Here is a 17497-nt window from a genome sequence, read left to right as displayed (position 1 = left end):
GTTGCAGGAAAGGGGCTGAATGGGCGCGTTACGGGCCGAGAGTATTGAAGGTTGGCAGGTCAGACGCGGAAGTGGCTGACCATCATCTGCAACTGATTACCCAGCCGTGCCAATTCAACGCTGGACGCGGCAGTTTCATCGCTGGCGGCGGCCGTTTGCTCGGAGACGTCGCGCACGTTGATGATGCTGCGGCTGATCTCTTCGGCCACCGCGCTTTGCTGCTCGGCAGCGGCGGCGATCTGCTGGTTCATCGACTGGATGTTCGACACCGTGCGGGTGATGTTTTCCAGTGATACACCGGCCTTGCGGGTCAGCTCGACGCTGCTGTCGGTGAGGCTGCGGCTGTTGTTCATCACCGCGGCGACTTGCTGGGTGCCGTTCTGCAGGCCGGCGACCAGGCCTTCGATTTCTTCGGTGGATTTCTGCGTGCGTTGGGCCAGGCCACGCACTTCGTCAGCAACCACGGCGAAACCACGGCCGGCTTCACCGGCGCGTGCCGCTTCAATGGCAGCATTGAGCGCCAGCAGGTTGGTCTGTTCGGCCACTGCCTTGATCACGTCCATGACGCTGCCGATCTTGTCGCTTTCCTGTTGCAACACGGTCATGGCTTCGGTGGAACGCACCACTTCACTGGCCAGGCGTTCGATCTGAGCGATCGCTTCGTTGACCACTTTATCGCCTTCGCGGGCTTCACCGTCAGCCGCTGCTGCCGCTTGCGACGCTTCTTCGGCGTTGCGCGCGACTTCCTGCACGGTGGCGGTCATTTCGTGCATGGCGGTGGCAACCTGATCGGTTTCGATCTTCTGGCTGTTGACCCCGGCACTGGTTTCTTCAGTCACCGCCGACAGCTCTTCCGCAGCGCTGGCGATTTGGGTGACGCCGTCGCGGATACCGCTGATCAGTTCGCGCAGGGTGACGCCCATCCGTGCGATGCCTTGCTGCAATACGCCAAGTTCGTCACGACGGGTGACGTGGACATCATGGGTCAGGTCGCCGCCGGCGATGCGTTCGACCACCGCCAGGGTTTCGCGCAGTGGGCGAGTGATCTGTCGGGTGATGATCACGGCCGCGAGAACGCCAACCAGCAATGCCAGCACTGTACTGATCAGTTGCAGGGTGCGCGCCTGAGTGCTTTCGGCGTCACGGCGATCCAGCTGGATCTGATACAGCGCGTCACTGCGCGTAACGATGTCATTGCCCTGGACAGTCATTTCCTGGCGAGCCACCACCGCGTCATTGTTGGCCGCTTTGTAGGCCTGCAATGCGTTGCGGTAGTTGAGCAAGGCGCTTTGCAATTGGCGCAACGCATCTTGCTGGCTGTCGGCGAAATGCGTGTTGAGTGTTTTCAGGCTGGCAATGGCCGCGTCCATCTGGGCGAAGGCTTTTTGCTCGGTGGCCGGATTGCTGTCAGCGATGTAACCGCGAACCTCGTAGCGGGCGAGCTGAAACTGTTCCTTGGCTTCGGTGATGGCCAGGAGTTGTTCGAAGCGTTGATCGCTCAAGGGCATCTGGCGCACACGGGTGTCGATGTCATTGATCAGCGTGTTGGCGCTTTCGGCATTCTCACCCATGGTCTGACGCACACTGCTCACGGTCCGATAGGCGCTGCGCATTTTGTTCAGCGATTGCTGGTAGGCATCGATGACTGTGCCCTGTTCATTGAGCAGCTTGAGGTTTTCCGGGCTCTTGAGGCTCGACAGCAGTTTTTGCTGCTGGGCCTTGAAGCCGTCGAGGGCGGTTTGCACGGTCTGCGCCACCGTTTCGTCGCCGGCGGCCAGCATGTACTGCAAACGGGTAACCCGCAGTTTGGTCAGGCCCGCATTGAGCTGAGTGATATCGCTCATCCAGTTGCTGCGGTCGATCAATCCACCCAGGCTGGTCCAGCCGGTCAGGGCGAGAATGCACGTAAGGGCCAGCACCAGGCCGAAACCCAGGCTCAGCTTCAGGTTGACGCTGATGTTGGCGAACCAGCTATTCATCAAAAATTCCTCCAGGAACGTTGTGCTGCTTATCGTCAGTTGGCTGGAAGATTATTGTTTTTGGAGGCCAGCAGAATGTATTCGTAGAGGGCGTATCGGCGGCAGGCGCGATAGCTGAAACGTTTTTCGTAACAAGAAAATACGGGGCATGCTTGTCGGTTGAGCATTTTTTCACATTCATTTCACTGGGTACTTACGCATCGACTTTTAATGTTGCCCGTACAATTGGGTATTCGTGTGTCCGAGGCAGTGTGAAGGTGGAGTCAAGATTGGGTTTTGCGGGTATCAAGCGTTCACTGAACCGGGGTGGGCTCACTCGCGCTAAATACATTGCCCTTGCACTACTGGCATCACTCTTTGTTATCGCGTTGGCATTCTGGCTGCTGCGCCCAGTCGGTCCGGCGGACCTGGCCCACGGCAACATTGCCGGGGACAAGGCCCTGGCGGCCAGTTGGGCCAAGGGCGATACGATTGTGCTGATCCGTCACGTTGAGCGATGCGACCACTCCACTGCCCCTTGCCTGGACAGTGCCGATGGCATTACCGAACGCGCGCGTGCGGTGGCTGTCGGGATAGGTTCGCAATTCGCACACCTGGGCCTGACTAACGCCGACATCTACAACAGTCCGTTGACGCGGACCACGCAAACGTCGCGCTATATGTTCAATACGCTCGGCAGTGCCCAGGATTGGCTCTTCAACTGCAAAGGCACGATGCTGCGTGACGTGCTGGCGCACAAGGTCGCCGGCCGTAACCTGGTGCTGGTCACCCACAGCGAGTGCATGGCGGATCTGGAAAAAGAACTGAAGTTGCCAGCATCGACCCCTGGGTATGGCGCGTCGCTGTTTTTTACGCTGGATACCGCGCAAACCCAGCCGAAACTGCTGGGGCTGATCGAAGCCTCTGACTGGCAATCAGTCGATATCAAATAGCCCGGCGGGTTGATCCTCCCAGGCTACTTTTGCCAGGCAATAAAAAACGGCACCTGTATCAGGTGCCGTTTTTTTTTGCTGGCCGTTTTACTGTGCGACGAAATAGTAATCCTGACGCCCCACCAGCATTTTCTTCAGTACCTTCAACGGGGCCTTGGGCTCAGTCTCGGCGGCAATCAGCGCCACATGCGTGGGAGAGGCGGCGAGAAATGCCGTCAGCTCGGCTTCGGTCTGCAAGTCCTTGAGCAGGGTGTGGGTGTAGAACACCGTTGCCCCAGCAGTCCGTTCGTTCGCCTGATACAGCGCAACTTCTTGTCCGTTGGCCTGCATGGTCTGAATCTGCTCGGTCAATGGCAGGAACGACAGTTTGCGGTCAGCACGCGGGACGATCCATTGGGCCGCGGCCAGATAACTGACGAACAGCACGCTGATGATGCCGATTGCGATACCGCGACGATTGCGGGCGATTTTGCCGAGCAAAGTTGATGCTTCGGTGTGCTTGCGCAAGCGCTCGTATAGCACTGTCGCATATTCTGCGGCCAGTACGGCGGCGGCCGGCGTCAGCGACATCAGGTACACCGTGCGCTTGCTCGACGCGAGGGTCAGCATGAAGAACTGGGCGAGCAGCCACAGCGTAAAAAACAGCAGGTAGCGATTGTTCACCAGGCTCTTACGGAAATGCCACAATCCCAGGTACACCAGGATGTTCCACGGCAGGAAGGCTTCCGGCAGTTTGGCCAGGTAGTAATAGAACGGCTCGTAGTGGCCGGCTTCAACGAACGAGCCGTTGAAGCGCCCGACGCTGTTGGTCAGGAGCACTTCGGCCAGTGCCTGCGAGCCACCGCGCTGATAGAGCATGAACAGCCAGATCACCAAAGGGATCAGCCCGAGCAGGGTCGCCAGTGCCGGCCCCATCCAGCGCGGCAGGCTGAAGCGTTTGTCGATCAGGCTTTCGGCCAGCAGGTAGGCGAAGATCACCACCCCCGGCATTGCCAGACCCAGCACACCTTTGCTCAACGTGGCGATGGCGATGCCGACAGCGAAGAGCAGCCAGCTACCCAAGGCTGCGCGCTGTTCGGCATGTTGACGATGAGCCTGATAGAACGACAGCAGCGCCAGGGTTACGCCCAGGCTCAGCAGTGCATCTTCGCCAACACCGCGAACGTTGCCCCAGTAACTGGCCATGGTCGCCAGCATGATCCCGGCAACCCAGGCGATGGTCGTTGGACGGCCAAATCGGCGCAGCATGGTGTACAGCAGCATCACGCTGAACAACCCGGCGAAGGCCGAGGCCAGGCGCACGGCCAATGGCGTGCCACCAAACGCACGGATCGCTCCGGCATCGAGCCAAAGGCTCAGCGGTGGTTTTTCCAGAAAGGGCTGACCGAACAGGCGCGGAGTCACCCAGTCGTTATCCAGGTGCATTTCCATCGCAATCCCGGCAACGCGGGGTTCGGTGGAACCTTGTAACTGGTGATTGCCAAGGGCGAAGAAGAACAGCAGGCAGGTAAGTAGCAACAGGAGTGGGGCAGGGCGTGACATAGGCATCAGGCTACCGAAGGATGAGGGCCGAGAGTAAAACAGGACTCGTAAGTATACGAGGCCACTTCTTAACAAAATGTGAATTGGAAACATCATGGGCAAGGCCGGCCGGTTTATAGCTCAGTAGAACCGGGTCGGTCACTCTTTGCATTGATTGAGGTGCGCACCTAAGGCAGATGATCAGCGGCAAAATCAGTTTCCGAACGGGCCTGTAGTTTGCCTTTGCGGCAGGCTCGTTGAAAGCGTTCGAAGTCGCGCTCGTTCTGGTCGGAATAGGCCTTGGCGTACTTGAACAGGGCATTGGCCATAACCTCGCTCTTGCCAATGTAACCGCTGATTTGTGCAGCTTGTCCGCTGGCTTTGGCATGGGCTCGAGCCAGGGCTTTGCCACAGATGTGGCCATACGCGGAAAACGTTTCGGCATCGAAGGTTTCCAGCTCCGCCGATATTTTCATGTCCCGTAGCTGGCGCACATAGAAGTGCTGGCCGTTGGGGCTGGTGGTCCAACCGAGAAACAGATCGCTGGCCGACTGCATCAGGCGCTGGCCTTCAACCACGCGCTGGCCGTCATGGCGTATCCGCGATTTGGCTTTGACGTAATCGGCAATCACCGAACGGCGTGCTTCCTTGAGCTGCAAAAACAGCGGTCGCTCCTGGTCGTCGGTCAGCAGAGCAACCAGGCAGCGTGTCCCGACGCTGCCCACCCCAACGACTTTGAACGCCAGGTCCTGGACCTGGAAGCGCGCCAGCAAATCACGACGATCGCCCATCAGCGTGGCTCGGTAATCGTGCATGAGGCTGTCGTACGGTGGTCGCCAATCGTCCACGCGCATCCAGTCATCATTGGCGTCCAGTAGCGTGGAGTCTTTGTGCAGATGGAAGATATGTGGCAGATCATCACGGATCAGCAAGCGGCCGTGTTTATCGCGCTCACATATCTTGGGCAGCAGTTCCGCGTGGGTGCGATGCTCGGCTTTGTTAATGGCGTTTTTCACATGCTCGAGCGTGCTGGTGGAGGGTTCCTGTTTGAGCAATTCGTTGTAACCGAGGGCGTCGTACCAGATTTCCAGGGCACTCTGTTCGGCGCATTCGGCCATGCTCTCTTGATAGGCTGAGACCACGCGGCGACAGATGTCTTCCTCCACTGACGCAACGTGGCGCAGGTCGCGAATGGCGACCAGGAAGCTTGTCACCAGCCGTTTCAGGTCCCACTCCCATGGACCTGGGTGAGCTTCATCGAAGTCGTTGACGCTGAACAGCAGGTTGCGTTCCGGCGTGCCAAAACCACCGAAGTTCATCAGGTGACAGTCGCCGCAAATGGTTGAATGCAGGCCCATGTCCGGCGTCCCGGACAGGTCGTGGGCATGGAGCAGAGCGTTGCCACGATAGAAGGCGAAAGGCGAAACCAGCATGCGCCCGAAGCGCAACTCGTTCAGCGAACGGATTCGCCCTGCACTGGAGGCCTTGATCAAGGGGAGTGGGTCGCGATCAGTCTTGCCGAGCAGCGCCTGAGCATTGCGCGAGCACTGCTTGCGCGCATCCTTGCCCTGCTTCAGACGGTCTTTGAGGGTGGTCATGAGGTCCCTTTCGAGATGGGCTGAAAGACTGGCGCAGACAGGAAAGGCGCCGCTGGGCGAAGTGTAGGACTCGCTTGAAAGCTAGCAGGAATCCTCCTGAAAGCCAGCGGTTGGCTTGGTATCGATGAACAGCCTTTTAGCACTGCATAGGGCCTTCTTTCAGACCTTCATATTGCTCGGGCATCCGTGAAACGAATGCATTTACCTTATCGGTTGTTTTGAGGCGGTGCCCAATGCTTGTGGGTTGGCTCTACGGTAAGTTACATTAAGTGAAACCTTCCGTAGAGTCATGCGGCATGCAATCCTACACAACATCGATGCAGCCCATGGGGCGCCTCATCCGAAAACTGAGCAGTCTGGCCAGTGAAGAGCGCTATCTTTTTACTCCGGACGACCTCAGGGTTCTTGTGCCGGATATCTCCAAAGGTGCCTATAAAACCTTGTTGAGCCGTGCTGTCTCGCAAGGCCATCTGGCGCGGGTGTGCAGAGGGCTTTACCTGTTTGAGGCGGCTAAACCCATCAGTGGTCTGGTGCTGTTTCATGCGGCTGCCAGATTGCGCGCCACGCAATTCAACTACATCAGCCTGGAAACAGCATTGAGCGATTGCGGGGTCATCTCACAGATCCCCATCAACTGGATCTCGCTGATGTCATCCGGGCGCAGCAGCATTATTTCATGTGGACGCTGGGGCACCATCGAGTTTGTACATACCCGTCAGCAACCCCAGGATCTGGTGGGTCAGATTCATTACGATGCGCGATGCCGGCTATGGCGAGCAACACCGCAACAGGCATTACGTGACATGAAAGTTGCGAAACGGAACATGGACCTGATCGATTGGAGTGCCGCCAATGAGTTTGTTTGATGAGCTGGTCGATGAAGCGCTTAAAAACCAGCAAAATCTTGCACCGTTGCGAGTTGTTGTAGAAAAGGAACTGCTGCACCACGACATCATGCTGGCGCTGAGCTCCGCTGGCATGCTCGTAAAACTGACCTTTATCGGCGGTACTTGCCTGCGCGCCTGCTATGGCTCGAATCGTTTGAGCGAAGATCTCGACTTCACCGGTGGGGCTGACTTCAATCGTGAAAGCCTGACCCAACTTGCTCAGGTACTGGTTGATACCCTGAAGGCCAAATATGGTCTTGAAGTCGAAGTCGGTGAACCGGTTCGCGAGGAAGGTAATGTCGACACCTGGAAACTGAAAGTCCAGACCCGACCCGGACGCAAGGATTTGCCTGCCCAGCGCATCAACATCGACGTTTGCGCCATCCCGAGTTACCAGCCACAACCGATGCTGCTGCTCAATCCGTATGGGGTCGACATGGGCACCAGCGGTCTGATCTTACAGGCTGAAACACGTGAAGAAATCTATGCCGACATGATCGTTGCGTTTGCCCTGCGCCCCAATCGAATCAAGAACCGCGATCTGTGGGACATGGTCTGGTTGCGTCAGCAAGGCGTAACGCCGCAGCTGGATCTGGTTGCAAAAAAACTCGCTGATCATCATTGCGAGCAGGACGAGTTCTTGAGATTGTTCAAGGAGCGTTCAGCGGCGCTGGATGTTGATCCGAAACTCGTCGCCGAGTTTCGCAAGGAAATGAGCCGGTTCCTGCCGGGTGAATTGGTGATGAAAACCGTTAATGAACCGGCGTTCTGGACGTTTTTGGTGGGGCATATACGTGAGTTGTATGTGACGACTGAACGCGTGTTGAATGGAAGTGATGGTGCGCAGGGTTTCAAGATGTGATGGCGGGTCTGAGGCGTGCTAACCGGCAGCATTCTACTGCTCCAACTGAAATGGGCGACCTTGATGAGGCCGCCCATTTACTTTTACGACAACAAAACCTGCGCCTGCAATCGTCGCCCAACAACGTCCAGCAAATCACAACCATCGCGCAGTGAAACCACCAACGCGCGCGCCAGTTCACTGTGAATTCCCTCGCCGGTGGCGACGATCTCCAGCAACTGGGTCGTGGTGCGGATGCGGTAGGCGGCTGTTTCATGCAGCACGTCGAGTGGTGTCTCGGTGTCGATCAACAGGGATGCGACGGTGCAGTCGATGCCGGTGCTGGGCATGTATCGAGCCATGGCAGAACCTCCATTCATGAGCATAACGTGACGACTCAGTGGTGAGCGGCGGGTTGAGGTTCGTGCGCTGCATCCGGTGTGTCGAAGTGCTCCAGCGCCCGGTTCACCAGCAGTTCGCCCAGCACGATCAACTGCTGAATCGCCAACGCCACGTTACGACGCGAGTCTTCGAGCTGGAAGGCCAGGTCGCTGGTCATGACGTTGAGCGAGGCGAGGGTTTCGCTGGTGTGGATCAGCAGGGTTTCGGTGTCGATGTCGGGGAGGAGGGTGAAGAGATTGCTTACAGGAGTCGTGGTTTTCTCGGGGAGATTGAGGGGGATCTTTTTCATGGTGGAACTCCGGTAGTCTCGAGAGGCCTACACTTTTACGGCCTGTCACAACCGGTCGCTCATTTGCAGCGACGATTCAAAGGTATCTTCACGGCGAGAGGCTTTCCAGTTCATCAACGACGCCGCAGTTCGCGGGAAATTTCCTAGGACTCTTTGGCGACGTGGCAATAAAAAATGAAGGGCTGTCGATTTGGGACGCTACCGTTCGACAAGGTAGTGAGTAGTTCACATCCAACGGAGAGACGACGATGCGATTCATGATCATTATAAAAGCCAGCAAGGATTCCGAAGCCGGCGTGATGCCTACCCAGGAATTGTTGACCGCGATGGGCAACTACAACGAAGAGCTGGTCAAGGCTGGCATCCTCCTCGGCGGCGAAGGCCTGCACCCCAGCAGCAAAGGCTCCCGCGTGCGCTTCTCTGGCGAGAAACGCACGGTGATCGACGGCCCGTTCGCCGAAACCAAGGAGCTGATCGCCGGCTATTGGCTGTGGCAGGTGAAGTCGAAGCAGGAAGCCATCGACTGGGTCAAACGCTGCCCAAACCCGATGCCGGGCACAGAGGCCGAAATAGAAATTCGCCAGGTGTTCGAGGCGGAAGATTTCGGCGCCGAGTTCACACCGGAGCTGCGCGAGCAGGAAGAGCGTGTGTGGGCGCAGGCGAAAGATCAGGCGAAGAAGTGTTAAAGCGGAAAGGGGCTGATTTATTTTGATTTGAGTCGGGTTCTCAAAAACAAATCAACTCCCTCTCTTCCGTAACGTAGCTAGCGAATCAGGGATGTGGCAAGTACCGCATTCTGCAATTGGCCCTCCATTAATCGAGCTACGATCATCGAGGGCCAATTCCTACAAATGGTGTCGGTTGACGGTGAGGAAAGAGATGGCCCAAAGTTTCTCCAACAGCTCAGTGCCGGGTGCGGTGAATGGTTAAGCCTACCCAGCAGTTCTGGTTTTTTTGCGTGCTTTTTGGGGGCGAAGTGAGGGGGGCTAGAAAGCTTCGGGCCCCACCTCCAAAGCTTTAACAGCAAGCTACCTTATTACAGTTGTTCGCATGTAGGTGTCCCTCATCCTCAGCTGCGGCATCAATGTGCTATACCTTCATGAAAAATAATGGAGCTGCTTATGGCCAATCCAAAAGTTGCATCTTTTCCAGCCCCAGGTGCTCGGGCCCGGAGCGGGGAGTTCGACGATCAGGCCGCGATTGATAGGTCGCTGACTGCGGAGATTGTAATTGCACTTTGTGGTCCTATGGGGACACCTTTGCATGAAGTTGCCAAGACCTTTAAGGAACTTTTAGAGGGTACGGACTACGGTTATGATGAGGTTGTGATTCTCACGCTGAGTGATGAGATTCGAGAGAGGTCTAATCTCCGAGAAGAGAAGTCTATAGTTAATCTTATTGAGGCTGGAAACTCCCTTAGAGAACGATATGGCAACGCAGTTCTTGCTCGTTTAGCAATAAAGAAAATAACTTTATCACGCGAGAGAGTACAGATTGCTAACGAGGTGTATCAAAAAGGTCTTTTTGATAGTGATGTGCCCGATGCGGATATATTGTTACCCAGAGCTACCAGACGATGCTGTCATGTAATTGACTCCATAAAACATGTAGATGAGTTGCGTCTTTTGCGCTCTGTTTATGGAGATATGCTACAGGTAGTCGGTGTCTACTCTCCCATCGAACTTCGAATAGAGCGATTAGAGCGAAGAAAAGGTCCTGGTGACGAAATTCACAAGCTTATCGATAGAGATTCTGGCGAAGAGGTTTCGCATGGTCAGCGAGTGGAAGACACGTTTCCCCAGTCGGATTTCTTTTTGAGAGTGGACTCTACAACCGATACTCATCGACAAGCGCGTGTTCGCCGTTTTCTTGATTTGCTACTGGGCGCAAAAATAGTAACTCCAACGGTTAATGAACGCGCTATGTACGCCGCATTTTCTGCTGCGAGAAATTCCGCCTGTTTATCTCGCCAAGTCGGTGCTGCTATTACAAGTGGGGATGGTGAGGTTATATCTACTGGCTGGAATGATGTGCCTCGAGCATTTGGTGGCTTGTATGGTACTGCGGATCAGAATTCTTCACCTGACAAAGATAGGCGTTGTTGGAATATGGATGGTGGAAAGTGCTTCAATGACGAGGAGAAAACTTTAATAGCCAACGCATTGGTGGATAAGCTATTGGCGAAAGAGTTGATTGATCCTGAGTTGCGAGAAAGAGTGTTTAATCTTGTTAGGCACGATTCCCAACTAAAAAGCTTGATCGAGTTTTCGCGTGCAGTTCATGCTGAGATGCATGCATTACTAAGTGCGGGCGAGTCAAATGGGGGCAAAATTCGCGGAGGCAAACTTTTTGTTACTACGTATCCCTGCCACTCATGTGCTAGGCACTTAGTCGCAGCAGGCGTGCGCGAGGTTTACTTTCTTGAACCCTATAGGAAAAGCCTTGCAACCAAACTTCATGCCGACTCAATTACGGAACGCGAGGGAGACATAGACAAGGTGAGACTGATGCCCTTCGATGGAGTGGCACCCTCAAGATTTTTGAAATTCTTTTCGGCCCACCCCGGCGGTCGGAAAAACTCACAAGGGCAGATGCAGGTCAGGCAAGCTTCGCCTGTCACAGCTATAACCTTGGAAGCCATTCCGACCCTTGAGGCATTAGCTGTGAATGCATTAGACTCCCGCGGCTTGAACGACGGGGCTGTCCCGATTTTTTCGACCAATGGCAAGCAAGGAGAATAGCTGTGAAAAATGATGACCAGCTTTCTTTTCCTTTTGAAGCTCGCGATGAGCAGCCCTCGGGCGCAAGCGACCTGAAAAGTGCAATTCATCTCGCTGCGGCTTCTGAACCTAACCTGTCTGTAGCTTCGGGCAAAATACTTGCGTTCCCGCAGAGCGTAGGGATGCAACAGAATAAAAGGGCTACGAGTGATCAAGCTCTGATTGCGAGGATCTTGAATCGAGCTCGATTTTTCAGCTAAACGCGATATCTGGATTGATTAGGAAGGGAGTCAGAGAGCCGGGGGGAAATATCAAGGTTGTCTGGCTTGGGGCTCAACGTCCAGGTCTAGGTAAACGGTTTGTTTCAGTTCCTCCACAAAGGATATGGCCCACTCCACTCGCAACCAACTTGTACTGAACCTGCGTATCTTCCCTGTCAGGGAAGAGGGGATTTATTTTCGGCGCATCCCTCTCAGCTAACCCACCATACCCTCACTAGCACCCACTTCACCAACACCGTCAACACATGAGCCTGCCAACGCTTGGTGATGTTCAGATACGCTTTAGCAAACCTCTCACGCTCGACCCCAACCTCTCCAGCACTCTAGCGCTGCATGCATTCTTAGGCATGTGATTTGCCATGATCTATAGTCAATGCCAGTCTCAAGCACCTCATGCATCAGACCTTGCCCCTGATGGGATTCGGCGAGGGTACGTAGCCGAGGAAGCAAGCTTGGAAAGCGCCGCGAATGATGCCTAATGCCTACAACGGAACCGCCTCATCAATCGACTTGGCCATTTCGCTGGTCTGTGTCCAGCCCAGGTCCCTATAGAGAGGTCTGCCTGTCGTTGTTGCGTGCAATATCGCGTAGCCGATATTTCGTTTCTGGAATGCGCTTTCTGCTAGCGCCATCATCTGTCGAGCCAAACCACGACGGCGGTAGTCTTTTTCCGTGTACACGTTGAGCACATACCCGCGTTTGTCCTGGGTTGGATGCAGCGGGTGAGGCGGCCAATCGATAGACATCAGGCCAATACCCGCTATCGGCACGCCCCCATCGAGCAACACAAATCCAAAGTACGACCCATCAATCAAGCGCGGTAACAACCACGCCCGGAAGGGTTCGGCCATGCGTCGAAGCGTGTCGTTATCACTTCCCGCTTCTCTAAACATTTTCTCCCGATGCCGGCAAATCAGATCGATATCACGTGCATCCACTTCTCGCCATTCCATGTAAGGCTCCGAACATTGCTCCAAAGAGCTGATTCTAGCTGGATGCAGGAAATCGGAAACAGACCCCGATCAGGTGGTGGAACAGGCGAAGACCTGCCCATCAACTCACAAAAATAATCTTCGACACCAGCTCAGCACTGTTCTTGGCCTGCAGTTTTTTCATCAGGCGGGCGCGGTGGACTTCCACGGTTCTGTGGGAAATTGCCAGTTTTTTGGCCACTTCCTTGCAGGTCAGGCCATTGACGATGTGCATCGAGATTTCGCGTTCGCGGGGTGTGAGATTGACCGTGGCGTGGTGCGGCCGGTCCATGCGTTCGAAGTGCCAGACCATCAGTTTGAACGGATCGTCGGGGGTCAAGCTATAACCGTGCGACCTGGCCCAGAACACTTCGCCGCTTTTGTGTTGCATGAAGCGTTCGTCGGAATAGGAGCCGCTCTGGCTGTTGCGCAACCAGGTCTGGCTGCGATTGCCGATGGCTTTGTAGTCCGCCTGGGAGGGATAGATCAGCAGGGTCAGATGACCCAGAAGCTCTTCGCGCTGGTAGCCGAACAGTTCCAGAAATGCCTCGTTGCAGTCGAGCATCACGCGGTTGCCGGTGATGAGTTGCGGGGCGGGCGACACCTTGAATGCCAGGCGCTCAAGGTCTTTCAGTTGATGTGCGAAGACGGTCATTGGGCATCCTGCCTCGATTAAATCCGGTACTGACGACGCTTTGTATCAGAGCGCTTACTTATTCATGTACGTAGTTGTACGAACTAGCGAGCGATCCGGGCGGTAGGTCATTGTAGGGAATGCCTGATCCAAGCACAGAAGAAAATCACCATGCCCCATGATTCCGTATCCATCGTCGCTGCCGCGCACTCTCGATTTGGCCGTCTGGACAGTTCCACATTGGAAGACCTGATCGTTCAGGTCACCCGCGAAGCCCTGGAAGACGCCGCCATCGACGCATCAGCCATCGACGCGATGTTCCTCGGGCATTTCAACTCGGGCATGGTTGCGGATGGTTTTCCCGCCTCGTTGATGCTGCAAGCCGACCCAGGCTTGCGCTTCAAGCCCGCGACTCGTTGCGAAAACGCCTGCGCCTCGGGTTCGGCGGCGATTCATGCGGGGATCAACGCGATCCGCTCAGGCTCAGCTGAACTGGTGTTGGTCGTGGGCGCCGAGAAGATGACCTCCAACTCCACGGCCGATGTCACCAAGGCCTTGGCCGGAGCCGGTTATCAAAACGATGTCGAAGAGGCCGGGCTCAGTTTTCCGCAGTTGTTCGGCCTGGCCGCGCAACAGTACCGGGACCGCTACCAGTGCCCGATGGCATCGATGGCCGCGATCGCCACCAAGAACCACTCCAATGCCATGGCCAACCCCTTGGCGCAGATGCACCGGGTGATGGATTTCGAACACTGCAACAATGTGTCCAAGAGCAATCCATATGTGGCGGAGTCGTTGCGCCTGACCGATTGCTCGCTGATCAGCGACGGGGCTGCGGCCATTGTGCTGGCCTCGTCCAAGCGCGCCTGGCGGTTTCGTCGTGACGTACTGATTCGATCGGCGACGCAGGTCAACGATTTCCTGCCGATTGCCCAGCGCGACATTCTCGCGTTTGAAGGCCCGCAGCGCGCGATCCATTCGGCTCTGCGCGGGGCCAATATCACCTTGGCCGACCTGAGCTTTGCCGAGGTCCATGACTGCTTCACCATCGCCGAATTGCTGATCTACGAAGCCATGGGCCTGACGCCCAAAGGCGAGGGCCATCGGGCGCTGGATGACGGTATCGTGCGGGCGGGTGGACGTCTGCCGGTGAACCTGTCGGGCGGGCTCAAGGCCAAGGGGCATCCGGTGGGCGCCACGGGAGTGTCGATGCACGCAATGGCCTTTCGGCAGTTGACCGGCGAGCCGATCGGTCTGGCTGTGCCGAATCCCGAGTTCGGTCTGTTGTTCAACATGGGCGGCATGGCGGTCGCCAACTATGCTTCGGTGCTTCAGGCACGCAGGGCTTGAACATGAATATTGCTAACTGGTTGAACGACGCCGGCCGACGCTGGCCAGAGCGTCCAGCGTTGTTCGAGGGGCAGCGGCAAGTCGCCGACTACGCCACGTTTGCCGTCCGTGTCCGTAGCCGTGCAGCGCAACTTATAAACGAGCACGGTATTGCGCCCGGCGACCGTGTGGCGCTGTTCATGAAGAACAGCTGCGAATACCTCGAACTGCTTTATGCCGTCTGGTGGGTGGGCGCGGTGGTGGTGCCGATCAACTGCAAGCTGCACCCTGTTGAAGCCAGCTGGATCGTCGACAATGCGCAAGCCCGGCTGATTTTAACCGATGGCGGCGAGGTGTTCTTGCCCGAGGCGTTGCCGCAGGACTGTCGAGAGCTGAATGCAGCGGCCAGTCTGGCGTGCGCTTCGGTCGATGTAACGACGTTGGAAGATCCCCGTTCTCGTGATGCCGATCACCTTGCCTGGCTGTTCTACACCTCCGGCACCACCGGGCGATCCAAAGGGGTGATGCTCTCTCATGGCAACCTGACGGCCATGTCGCTGTGTTATCCGCTCGACGTTGATCCGGTCAGCCCGGATGACGCGGTGGTCTACGCGGCCCCAATGTCCCATGGCGCCGGTCTCTACAACTTTATCCATGTGCGTTGCGGTGCTCGCCATGTGGTCCCCGAATCCCGTGGCTTCAAGGCCGACGAGCTGTTCGAGTTGGCGAGCGGGCTGCGCAATATCACCCTGTTCGCCGCACCGACCATGGTCAAGCGCATGGTTGAGCAGGCCCGTCGCCAAGGCTATGGCGGCGACGGGATCAAAACCATCGTCTACGGTGGCGCGCCGATGTACCTGGCGGATCTGCAAGACGCGGTCGAGACCTTTGGTGCACGGCTGGTGCAGATCTACGGTCAGGGCGAGAGCCCGATGACGATCAGCGCCTTGTCGCGAGAACTGATTGCCGATCGCAACCGTCCCGACTGGGCCTTGCTGGCCGCTTCCGTGGGGCGGGCACATTCGTGCGTGGAGATCAGGATCCTGAACCCAGAGCACCGGCCGTTGCCAGCCGGCCAGTCGGGGGAAATTGCCGTGCGCGGACCCACCGTCATGCAGGGCTACTGGCGCAATGAGCCCGCGACTCGCCAGACCTTGGTGGATGGCTGGCTATTGACTGGCGACATCGGTTTTCTTGATTGCGCGGGATATCTGACGCTGACCGATCGCTCCAAGGATGTGATCATTTCCGGGGGCTGCAACGTGTACCCGCGGGAAGTCGAGGAAGTGCTGGCGCAACACCCTGAAGTATTTGAAGTCTGCGTGGTCGGCGAGCCGGATGTGCAGTGGGGGGAATCGGTGGTAGCGTTTGTCGTCCCCCGCAGTGCCGGGGTGCTCGACGAGTCTTTGCTCAATGCCTGGTTCATCGAACGCATGGCGTCGTTCAAAAAGCCAAAGAAGTATGTGTTTCGCACAGAGCTGCCCAAGAACAGTTACGGCAAGATTCTCAAGACCGACTTGCGCCTCTGGTTGAAGGAGGCCGCGAGCGGCACTGCAGTTCCTTGAGTTGTGTTTTCCATGGATAGAAATCAGACAGGAGTCCCTCTCGTGGGCATTCAACAGAAAAACCCGGCCCGGCAACGGCGTCGGGCGTTTATCGGTGCAACGTCCGGCCACCTGATCGAGTGGTACGACTACGGCGTTTATGGTTTTCTCGCCGTCTATATCGGCAAGGCGTTCTTCGTCTCCGACGACCCGACCAGCAGCCTGCTCGCCAGTTTTGCGGCTTTTGCCTTGAGCTTTTTCATCCGTCCGCTGGGGGGGCTGTTCTTCGGTCCGCTGGCGGACAAGATCGGTCGGCGCAAAACCCTGATCACGGTGCTGGTGATGATGGCCGGCTCTACCGTTCTGCTCGGGCTGTTGCCGACCTATGCCACGCTGGGTATCGCAGCACCGATTCTTCTGGTGCTGATCCGCTGTGTGCAAGGCTTCTCGGCCGGTGGCGAGATCGGCACCATCACCAGCTTCATCTCCGAGTACGCTGGGCCCGGGCGACGCGGATTTGCGACGTGCTGGTTGATGGTGACAGCGGTGCTCGGCCTGTTGCTGGGCGGTGCGGTGGCCAACGGCATGACCTGGGTGATGGGCGCTGACCTGATGCAAGCCTGGGGCTGGCGCATTCCGTTCCTGATAGCGGCGCCGCTGGGCCTGATCTCGATGTACATCCGCCTGAAGCTCGAAGACAGTCCTGAGTTCCTCGCGCTGCAGCGCGCAGGGGAAACCTCCAAAGCTCCTCTGCGAGAAGTCTGGCAGTGGAAACGGGCGATTGCCCTGGTGTTCTTCATCATTACCCTGCACAGCTCGATCTTCTATCTGGTGCTGACCTTCGCCTCGACCTACATGTCGAGCATCCTCAAGTTCGACAGCGGCACGACCTTGCTCTACGTCTTCGTCGCCAGCCTCTCGGCCGCAGTGGTCATGCCGTTCGGCGGCGCGTTCACCGATAAATACGGGCGCAAACCGTTTTTGCTGGTGGTCGGCACCCTGGCCACTTTGGCGATGTACTGGCTGTTCAAATCGGCACCCACGGCGACGCCGGCTTCGTTTATCTATCCGTTGATGACGGTGGCGATTTTGTTCGGCCTGTATGCCTCGTCGACTTACGCGTTGATGAGCGAGTTGTTGCCCACGCGAATCCGCTCCACCGGCATCGCGGTGGCGTACAACATTCCGGTGGCGGTATTTGGCGGTAGCGCACCGCTGATTTCTACCTGGCTTATCAAGGTAACCGGCGACATTACCTCGCCCTGGTACTTTTACATCGGCACGGGTGTGGTATCGCTGATCGCACTGGTGCTACTGCGCAAGGAGGATTTTGTCGCCTGCGCAAGTCCCGCCGAGAAACCGAATGTTGGGCGAGCCGATCTGGCATTGGCGCCCACGCCTTGAACAGGTAAGTGAAAGACAAAGCCCCAGATGCAACAAAGCCCGCACAAGACGCAATGCTGTTCACTTAAGCCGATGTTTCAGGCACAACCGCAGTTGTGGCGAGGGAGCTTGCTCCCTCGCCACAGATACTTCTCAGGCCTCCAGACTTCCTTAAGTGAACAGCAT

The 17497-nt window shown here is 56.7% G+C and carries 16 protein-coding genes and 2 pseudogenes; 9 read left to right on the top strand and 9 right to left on the bottom strand.

The window, feature by feature from the left end:
* Positions 1 to 59 precede the first annotated feature (59 nt).
* On the bottom strand, positions 60 to 764 hold the full coding sequence (locus AO353_RS32055; protein WP_371917678.1) for a methyl-accepting chemotaxis protein: 705 nt from the start codon (positions 762 to 764) through the stop codon (positions 60 to 62).
* Between the two features lie 201 nt (positions 765 to 965).
* Positions 966 to 1844, bottom strand: a pseudogene (locus tag AO353_RS32050) (methyl-accepting chemotaxis protein); the annotation flags it as partial.
* 392 nt (positions 1845 to 2236) lie between these two features.
* Here AO353_RS32050 and AO353_RS05845 point away from each other — a divergent pair.
* A complete protein-coding gene (locus tag AO353_RS05845; protein WP_054598184.1) occupies positions 2237 to 2911 on the top strand; it encodes a phosphoglycerate kinase in 675 nt (224 codons plus the stop codon).
* An 87-nt stretch (positions 2912 to 2998) separates the two neighbouring features.
* On the opposite strand, the gene AO353_RS05840 is transcribed toward AO353_RS05845, so the two are convergent.
* Both AO353_RS05840 and AO353_RS05835 read right to left on the bottom strand, forming a co-directional pair.
* Positions 2999 to 4453, bottom strand: coding sequence for an ArnT family glycosyltransferase (locus AO353_RS05840; RefSeq protein ID WP_054594102.1), 1455 nt, complete (start codon positions 4451 to 4453; stop codon positions 2999 to 3001).
* A gap of 167 nt (positions 4454 to 4620) precedes the next feature.
* Positions 4621 to 6030 carry a DUF2252 domain-containing protein gene (locus tag AO353_RS05835; protein WP_054594101.1) on the bottom strand — a complete coding sequence of 470 codons (1410 nt, stop codon included), beginning with the start codon at positions 6028 to 6030 and terminating at the stop codon, positions 4621 to 4623.
* A gap of 296 nt (positions 6031 to 6326) precedes the next feature.
* On the opposite strand from AO353_RS05835, the gene abiEi reads away from it, so the two are divergent.
* Together abiEi and AO353_RS05825 are read left to right on the top strand one after the other, a co-directional pair.
* On the top strand, positions 6327 to 6896 hold the full coding sequence (gene abiEi / locus AO353_RS05830; protein WP_054594100.1) for a type IV toxin-antitoxin system AbiEi family antitoxin: 570 nt from the start codon (positions 6327 to 6329) through the stop codon (positions 6894 to 6896).
* Complete coding sequence (locus AO353_RS05825; RefSeq protein ID WP_054594099.1) at positions 6883 to 7779, top strand: nucleotidyl transferase AbiEii/AbiGii toxin family protein; 897 nt, start codon at positions 6883 to 6885, stop codon at positions 7777 to 7779. Before abiEi ends, AO353_RS05825 begins: the two co-directional genes overlap by 14 nt.
* A gap of 83 nt (positions 7780 to 7862) precedes the next feature.
* Here the strand turns inward: AO353_RS05825 and AO353_RS05820 are convergent, their stop codons facing one another.
* Together AO353_RS05820 and AO353_RS05815 are read right to left on the bottom strand one after the other, a co-directional pair.
* Positions 7863 to 8120 (bottom strand): hypothetical protein, encoded by a 258-nt coding sequence (locus tag AO353_RS05820; protein WP_054594098.1) that lies wholly within the window; start codon positions 8118 to 8120, stop codon positions 7863 to 7865.
* Between the two features lie 35 nt (positions 8121 to 8155).
* Positions 8156 to 8449: a DUF6124 family protein gene (locus tag AO353_RS05815; RefSeq protein ID WP_054594097.1), complete on the bottom strand. Its 294-nt coding sequence runs from the start codon at positions 8447 to 8449 to the stop codon at positions 8156 to 8158.
* A 248-nt stretch (positions 8450 to 8697) separates the two neighbouring features.
* Between AO353_RS05815 and AO353_RS05810 the strand changes: the two genes are divergently transcribed.
* The 3 genes from AO353_RS05810 (at position 8698) to AO353_RS05800 (ending at position 11429) form a co-directional block, all read left to right on the top strand.
* The gene (locus AO353_RS05810; protein ID WP_054594096.1) at positions 8698 to 9135 is read left to right on the top strand and encodes a YciI family protein; all 438 of its coding nucleotides are present in this window, start codon (positions 8698 to 8700) and stop codon (positions 9133 to 9135) included.
* A gap of 435 nt (positions 9136 to 9570) precedes the next feature.
* A complete protein-coding gene (locus AO353_RS05805) occupies positions 9571 to 11190 on the top strand; it encodes an anti-phage dCTP deaminase (protein WP_054598183.1) in 1620 nt (539 codons plus the stop codon).
* A 2-nt stretch (positions 11191 to 11192) separates the two neighbouring features.
* Complete coding sequence (locus AO353_RS05800; RefSeq protein ID WP_054594095.1) at positions 11193 to 11429, top strand: hypothetical protein; 237 nt, start codon at positions 11193 to 11195, stop codon at positions 11427 to 11429.
* A 212-nt stretch (positions 11430 to 11641) separates the two neighbouring features.
* Here AO353_RS05800 and AO353_RS31480 read toward each other — a convergent pair.
* The 3 genes and pseudogenes from AO353_RS31480 to AO353_RS05790 form a co-directional block, all read right to left on the bottom strand.
* A pseudogene (locus tag AO353_RS31480) lies at positions 11642 to 11926 on the bottom strand (30S ribosomal protein S5 alanine N-acetyltransferase); the annotation flags it as partial.
* A gap of 6 nt (positions 11927 to 11932) precedes the next feature.
* Positions 11933 to 12403 (bottom strand): GNAT family N-acetyltransferase, encoded by a 471-nt coding sequence (locus tag AO353_RS05795; protein WP_054594094.1) that lies wholly within the window; start codon positions 12401 to 12403, stop codon positions 11933 to 11935.
* A gap of 100 nt (positions 12404 to 12503) precedes the next feature.
* Positions 12504 to 13076 carry a LuxR C-terminal-related transcriptional regulator gene (locus AO353_RS05790; protein WP_054594093.1) on the bottom strand — a complete coding sequence of 191 codons (573 nt, stop codon included), beginning with the start codon at positions 13074 to 13076 and terminating at the stop codon, positions 12504 to 12506.
* Positions 13077 to 13226: 150 nt separating this feature from the next.
* On the opposite strand from AO353_RS05790, the gene AO353_RS05785 reads away from it, so the two are divergent.
* From AO353_RS05785 to AO353_RS05775, 3 genes are read left to right on the top strand one after another with little or no spacing between them, the layout of a single operon-like run.
* The gene (locus AO353_RS05785; RefSeq protein ID WP_054594092.1) at positions 13227 to 14405 is read left to right on the top strand and encodes an acetyl-CoA acetyltransferase; all 1179 of its coding nucleotides are present in this window, start codon (positions 13227 to 13229) and stop codon (positions 14403 to 14405) included.
* Between the two features lie 2 nt (positions 14406 to 14407).
* On the top strand, positions 14408 to 15949 hold the full coding sequence (locus AO353_RS05780) for a class I adenylate-forming enzyme family protein (protein ID WP_054594091.1): 1542 nt from the start codon (positions 14408 to 14410) through the stop codon (positions 15947 to 15949).
* Positions 15950 to 15991: 42 nt separating this feature from the next.
* A complete protein-coding gene (locus AO353_RS05775; RefSeq protein WP_054594090.1) occupies positions 15992 to 17332 on the top strand; it encodes an MFS transporter in 1341 nt (446 codons plus the stop codon).
* Positions 17333 to 17497: the final 165 nt, after the last annotated feature.

It is taken from the genome of Pseudomonas fluorescens (genome assembly GCF_001307155.1).
Taxonomy (GTDB): Bacteria; Pseudomonadota; Gammaproteobacteria; order Pseudomonadales; family Pseudomonadaceae; genus Aquipseudomonas; species Aquipseudomonas helvetica.
The sequence above is the reverse complement of the archived record's forward strand: the minus strand, read 5'-3'. Positions and strand labels throughout refer to the sequence as shown.

Coding starts and splice junctions, on each gene's coding strand:
- AO353_RS32055 (WP_371917678.1), bottom strand. CDS start 764: ATGACCGCCACCGTGCAGGAAGTCGCGCGCAACGCCGAAGAAGCGTCG.
- AO353_RS05805 (WP_054598183.1), top strand. CDS start 9,571: ATGGCCAATCCAAAAGTTGCATCTTTTCCAGCCCCAGGTGCTCGGGCC.
- AO353_RS05825 (WP_054594099.1), top strand. CDS start 6,883: ATGAGTTTGTTTGATGAGCTGGTCGATGAAGCGCTTAAAAACCAGCAA.
- abiEi (WP_054594100.1), top strand. CDS start 6,327: ATGCAATCCTACACAACATCGATGCAGCCCATGGGGCGCCTCATCCGA.
- AO353_RS05835 (WP_054594101.1), bottom strand. CDS start 6,030: ATGACCACCCTCAAAGACCGTCTGAAGCAGGGCAAGGATGCGCGCAAG.
- AO353_RS05790 (WP_054594093.1), bottom strand. CDS start 13,076: ATGACCGTCTTCGCACATCAACTGAAAGACCTTGAGCGCCTGGCATTC.
- AO353_RS05795 (WP_054594094.1), bottom strand. CDS start 12,403: ATGGAATGGCGAGAAGTGGATGCACGTGATATCGATCTGATTTGCCGG.
- AO353_RS05780 (WP_054594091.1), top strand. CDS start 14,408: ATGAATATTGCTAACTGGTTGAACGACGCCGGCCGACGCTGGCCAGAG.
- AO353_RS05820 (WP_054594098.1), bottom strand. CDS start 8,120: ATGGCTCGATACATGCCCAGCACCGGCATCGACTGCACCGTCGCATCC.
- AO353_RS05840 (WP_054594102.1), bottom strand. CDS start 4,453: ATGTCACGCCCTGCCCCACTCCTGTTGCTACTTACCTGCCTGCTGTTC.
- AO353_RS05810 (WP_054594096.1), top strand. CDS start 8,698: ATGCGATTCATGATCATTATAAAAGCCAGCAAGGATTCCGAAGCCGGC.
- AO353_RS05815 (WP_054594097.1), bottom strand. CDS start 8,449: ATGAAAAAGATCCCCCTCAATCTCCCCGAGAAAACCACGACTCCTGTA.
- AO353_RS05785 (WP_054594092.1), top strand. CDS start 13,227: ATGCCCCATGATTCCGTATCCATCGTCGCTGCCGCGCACTCTCGATTT.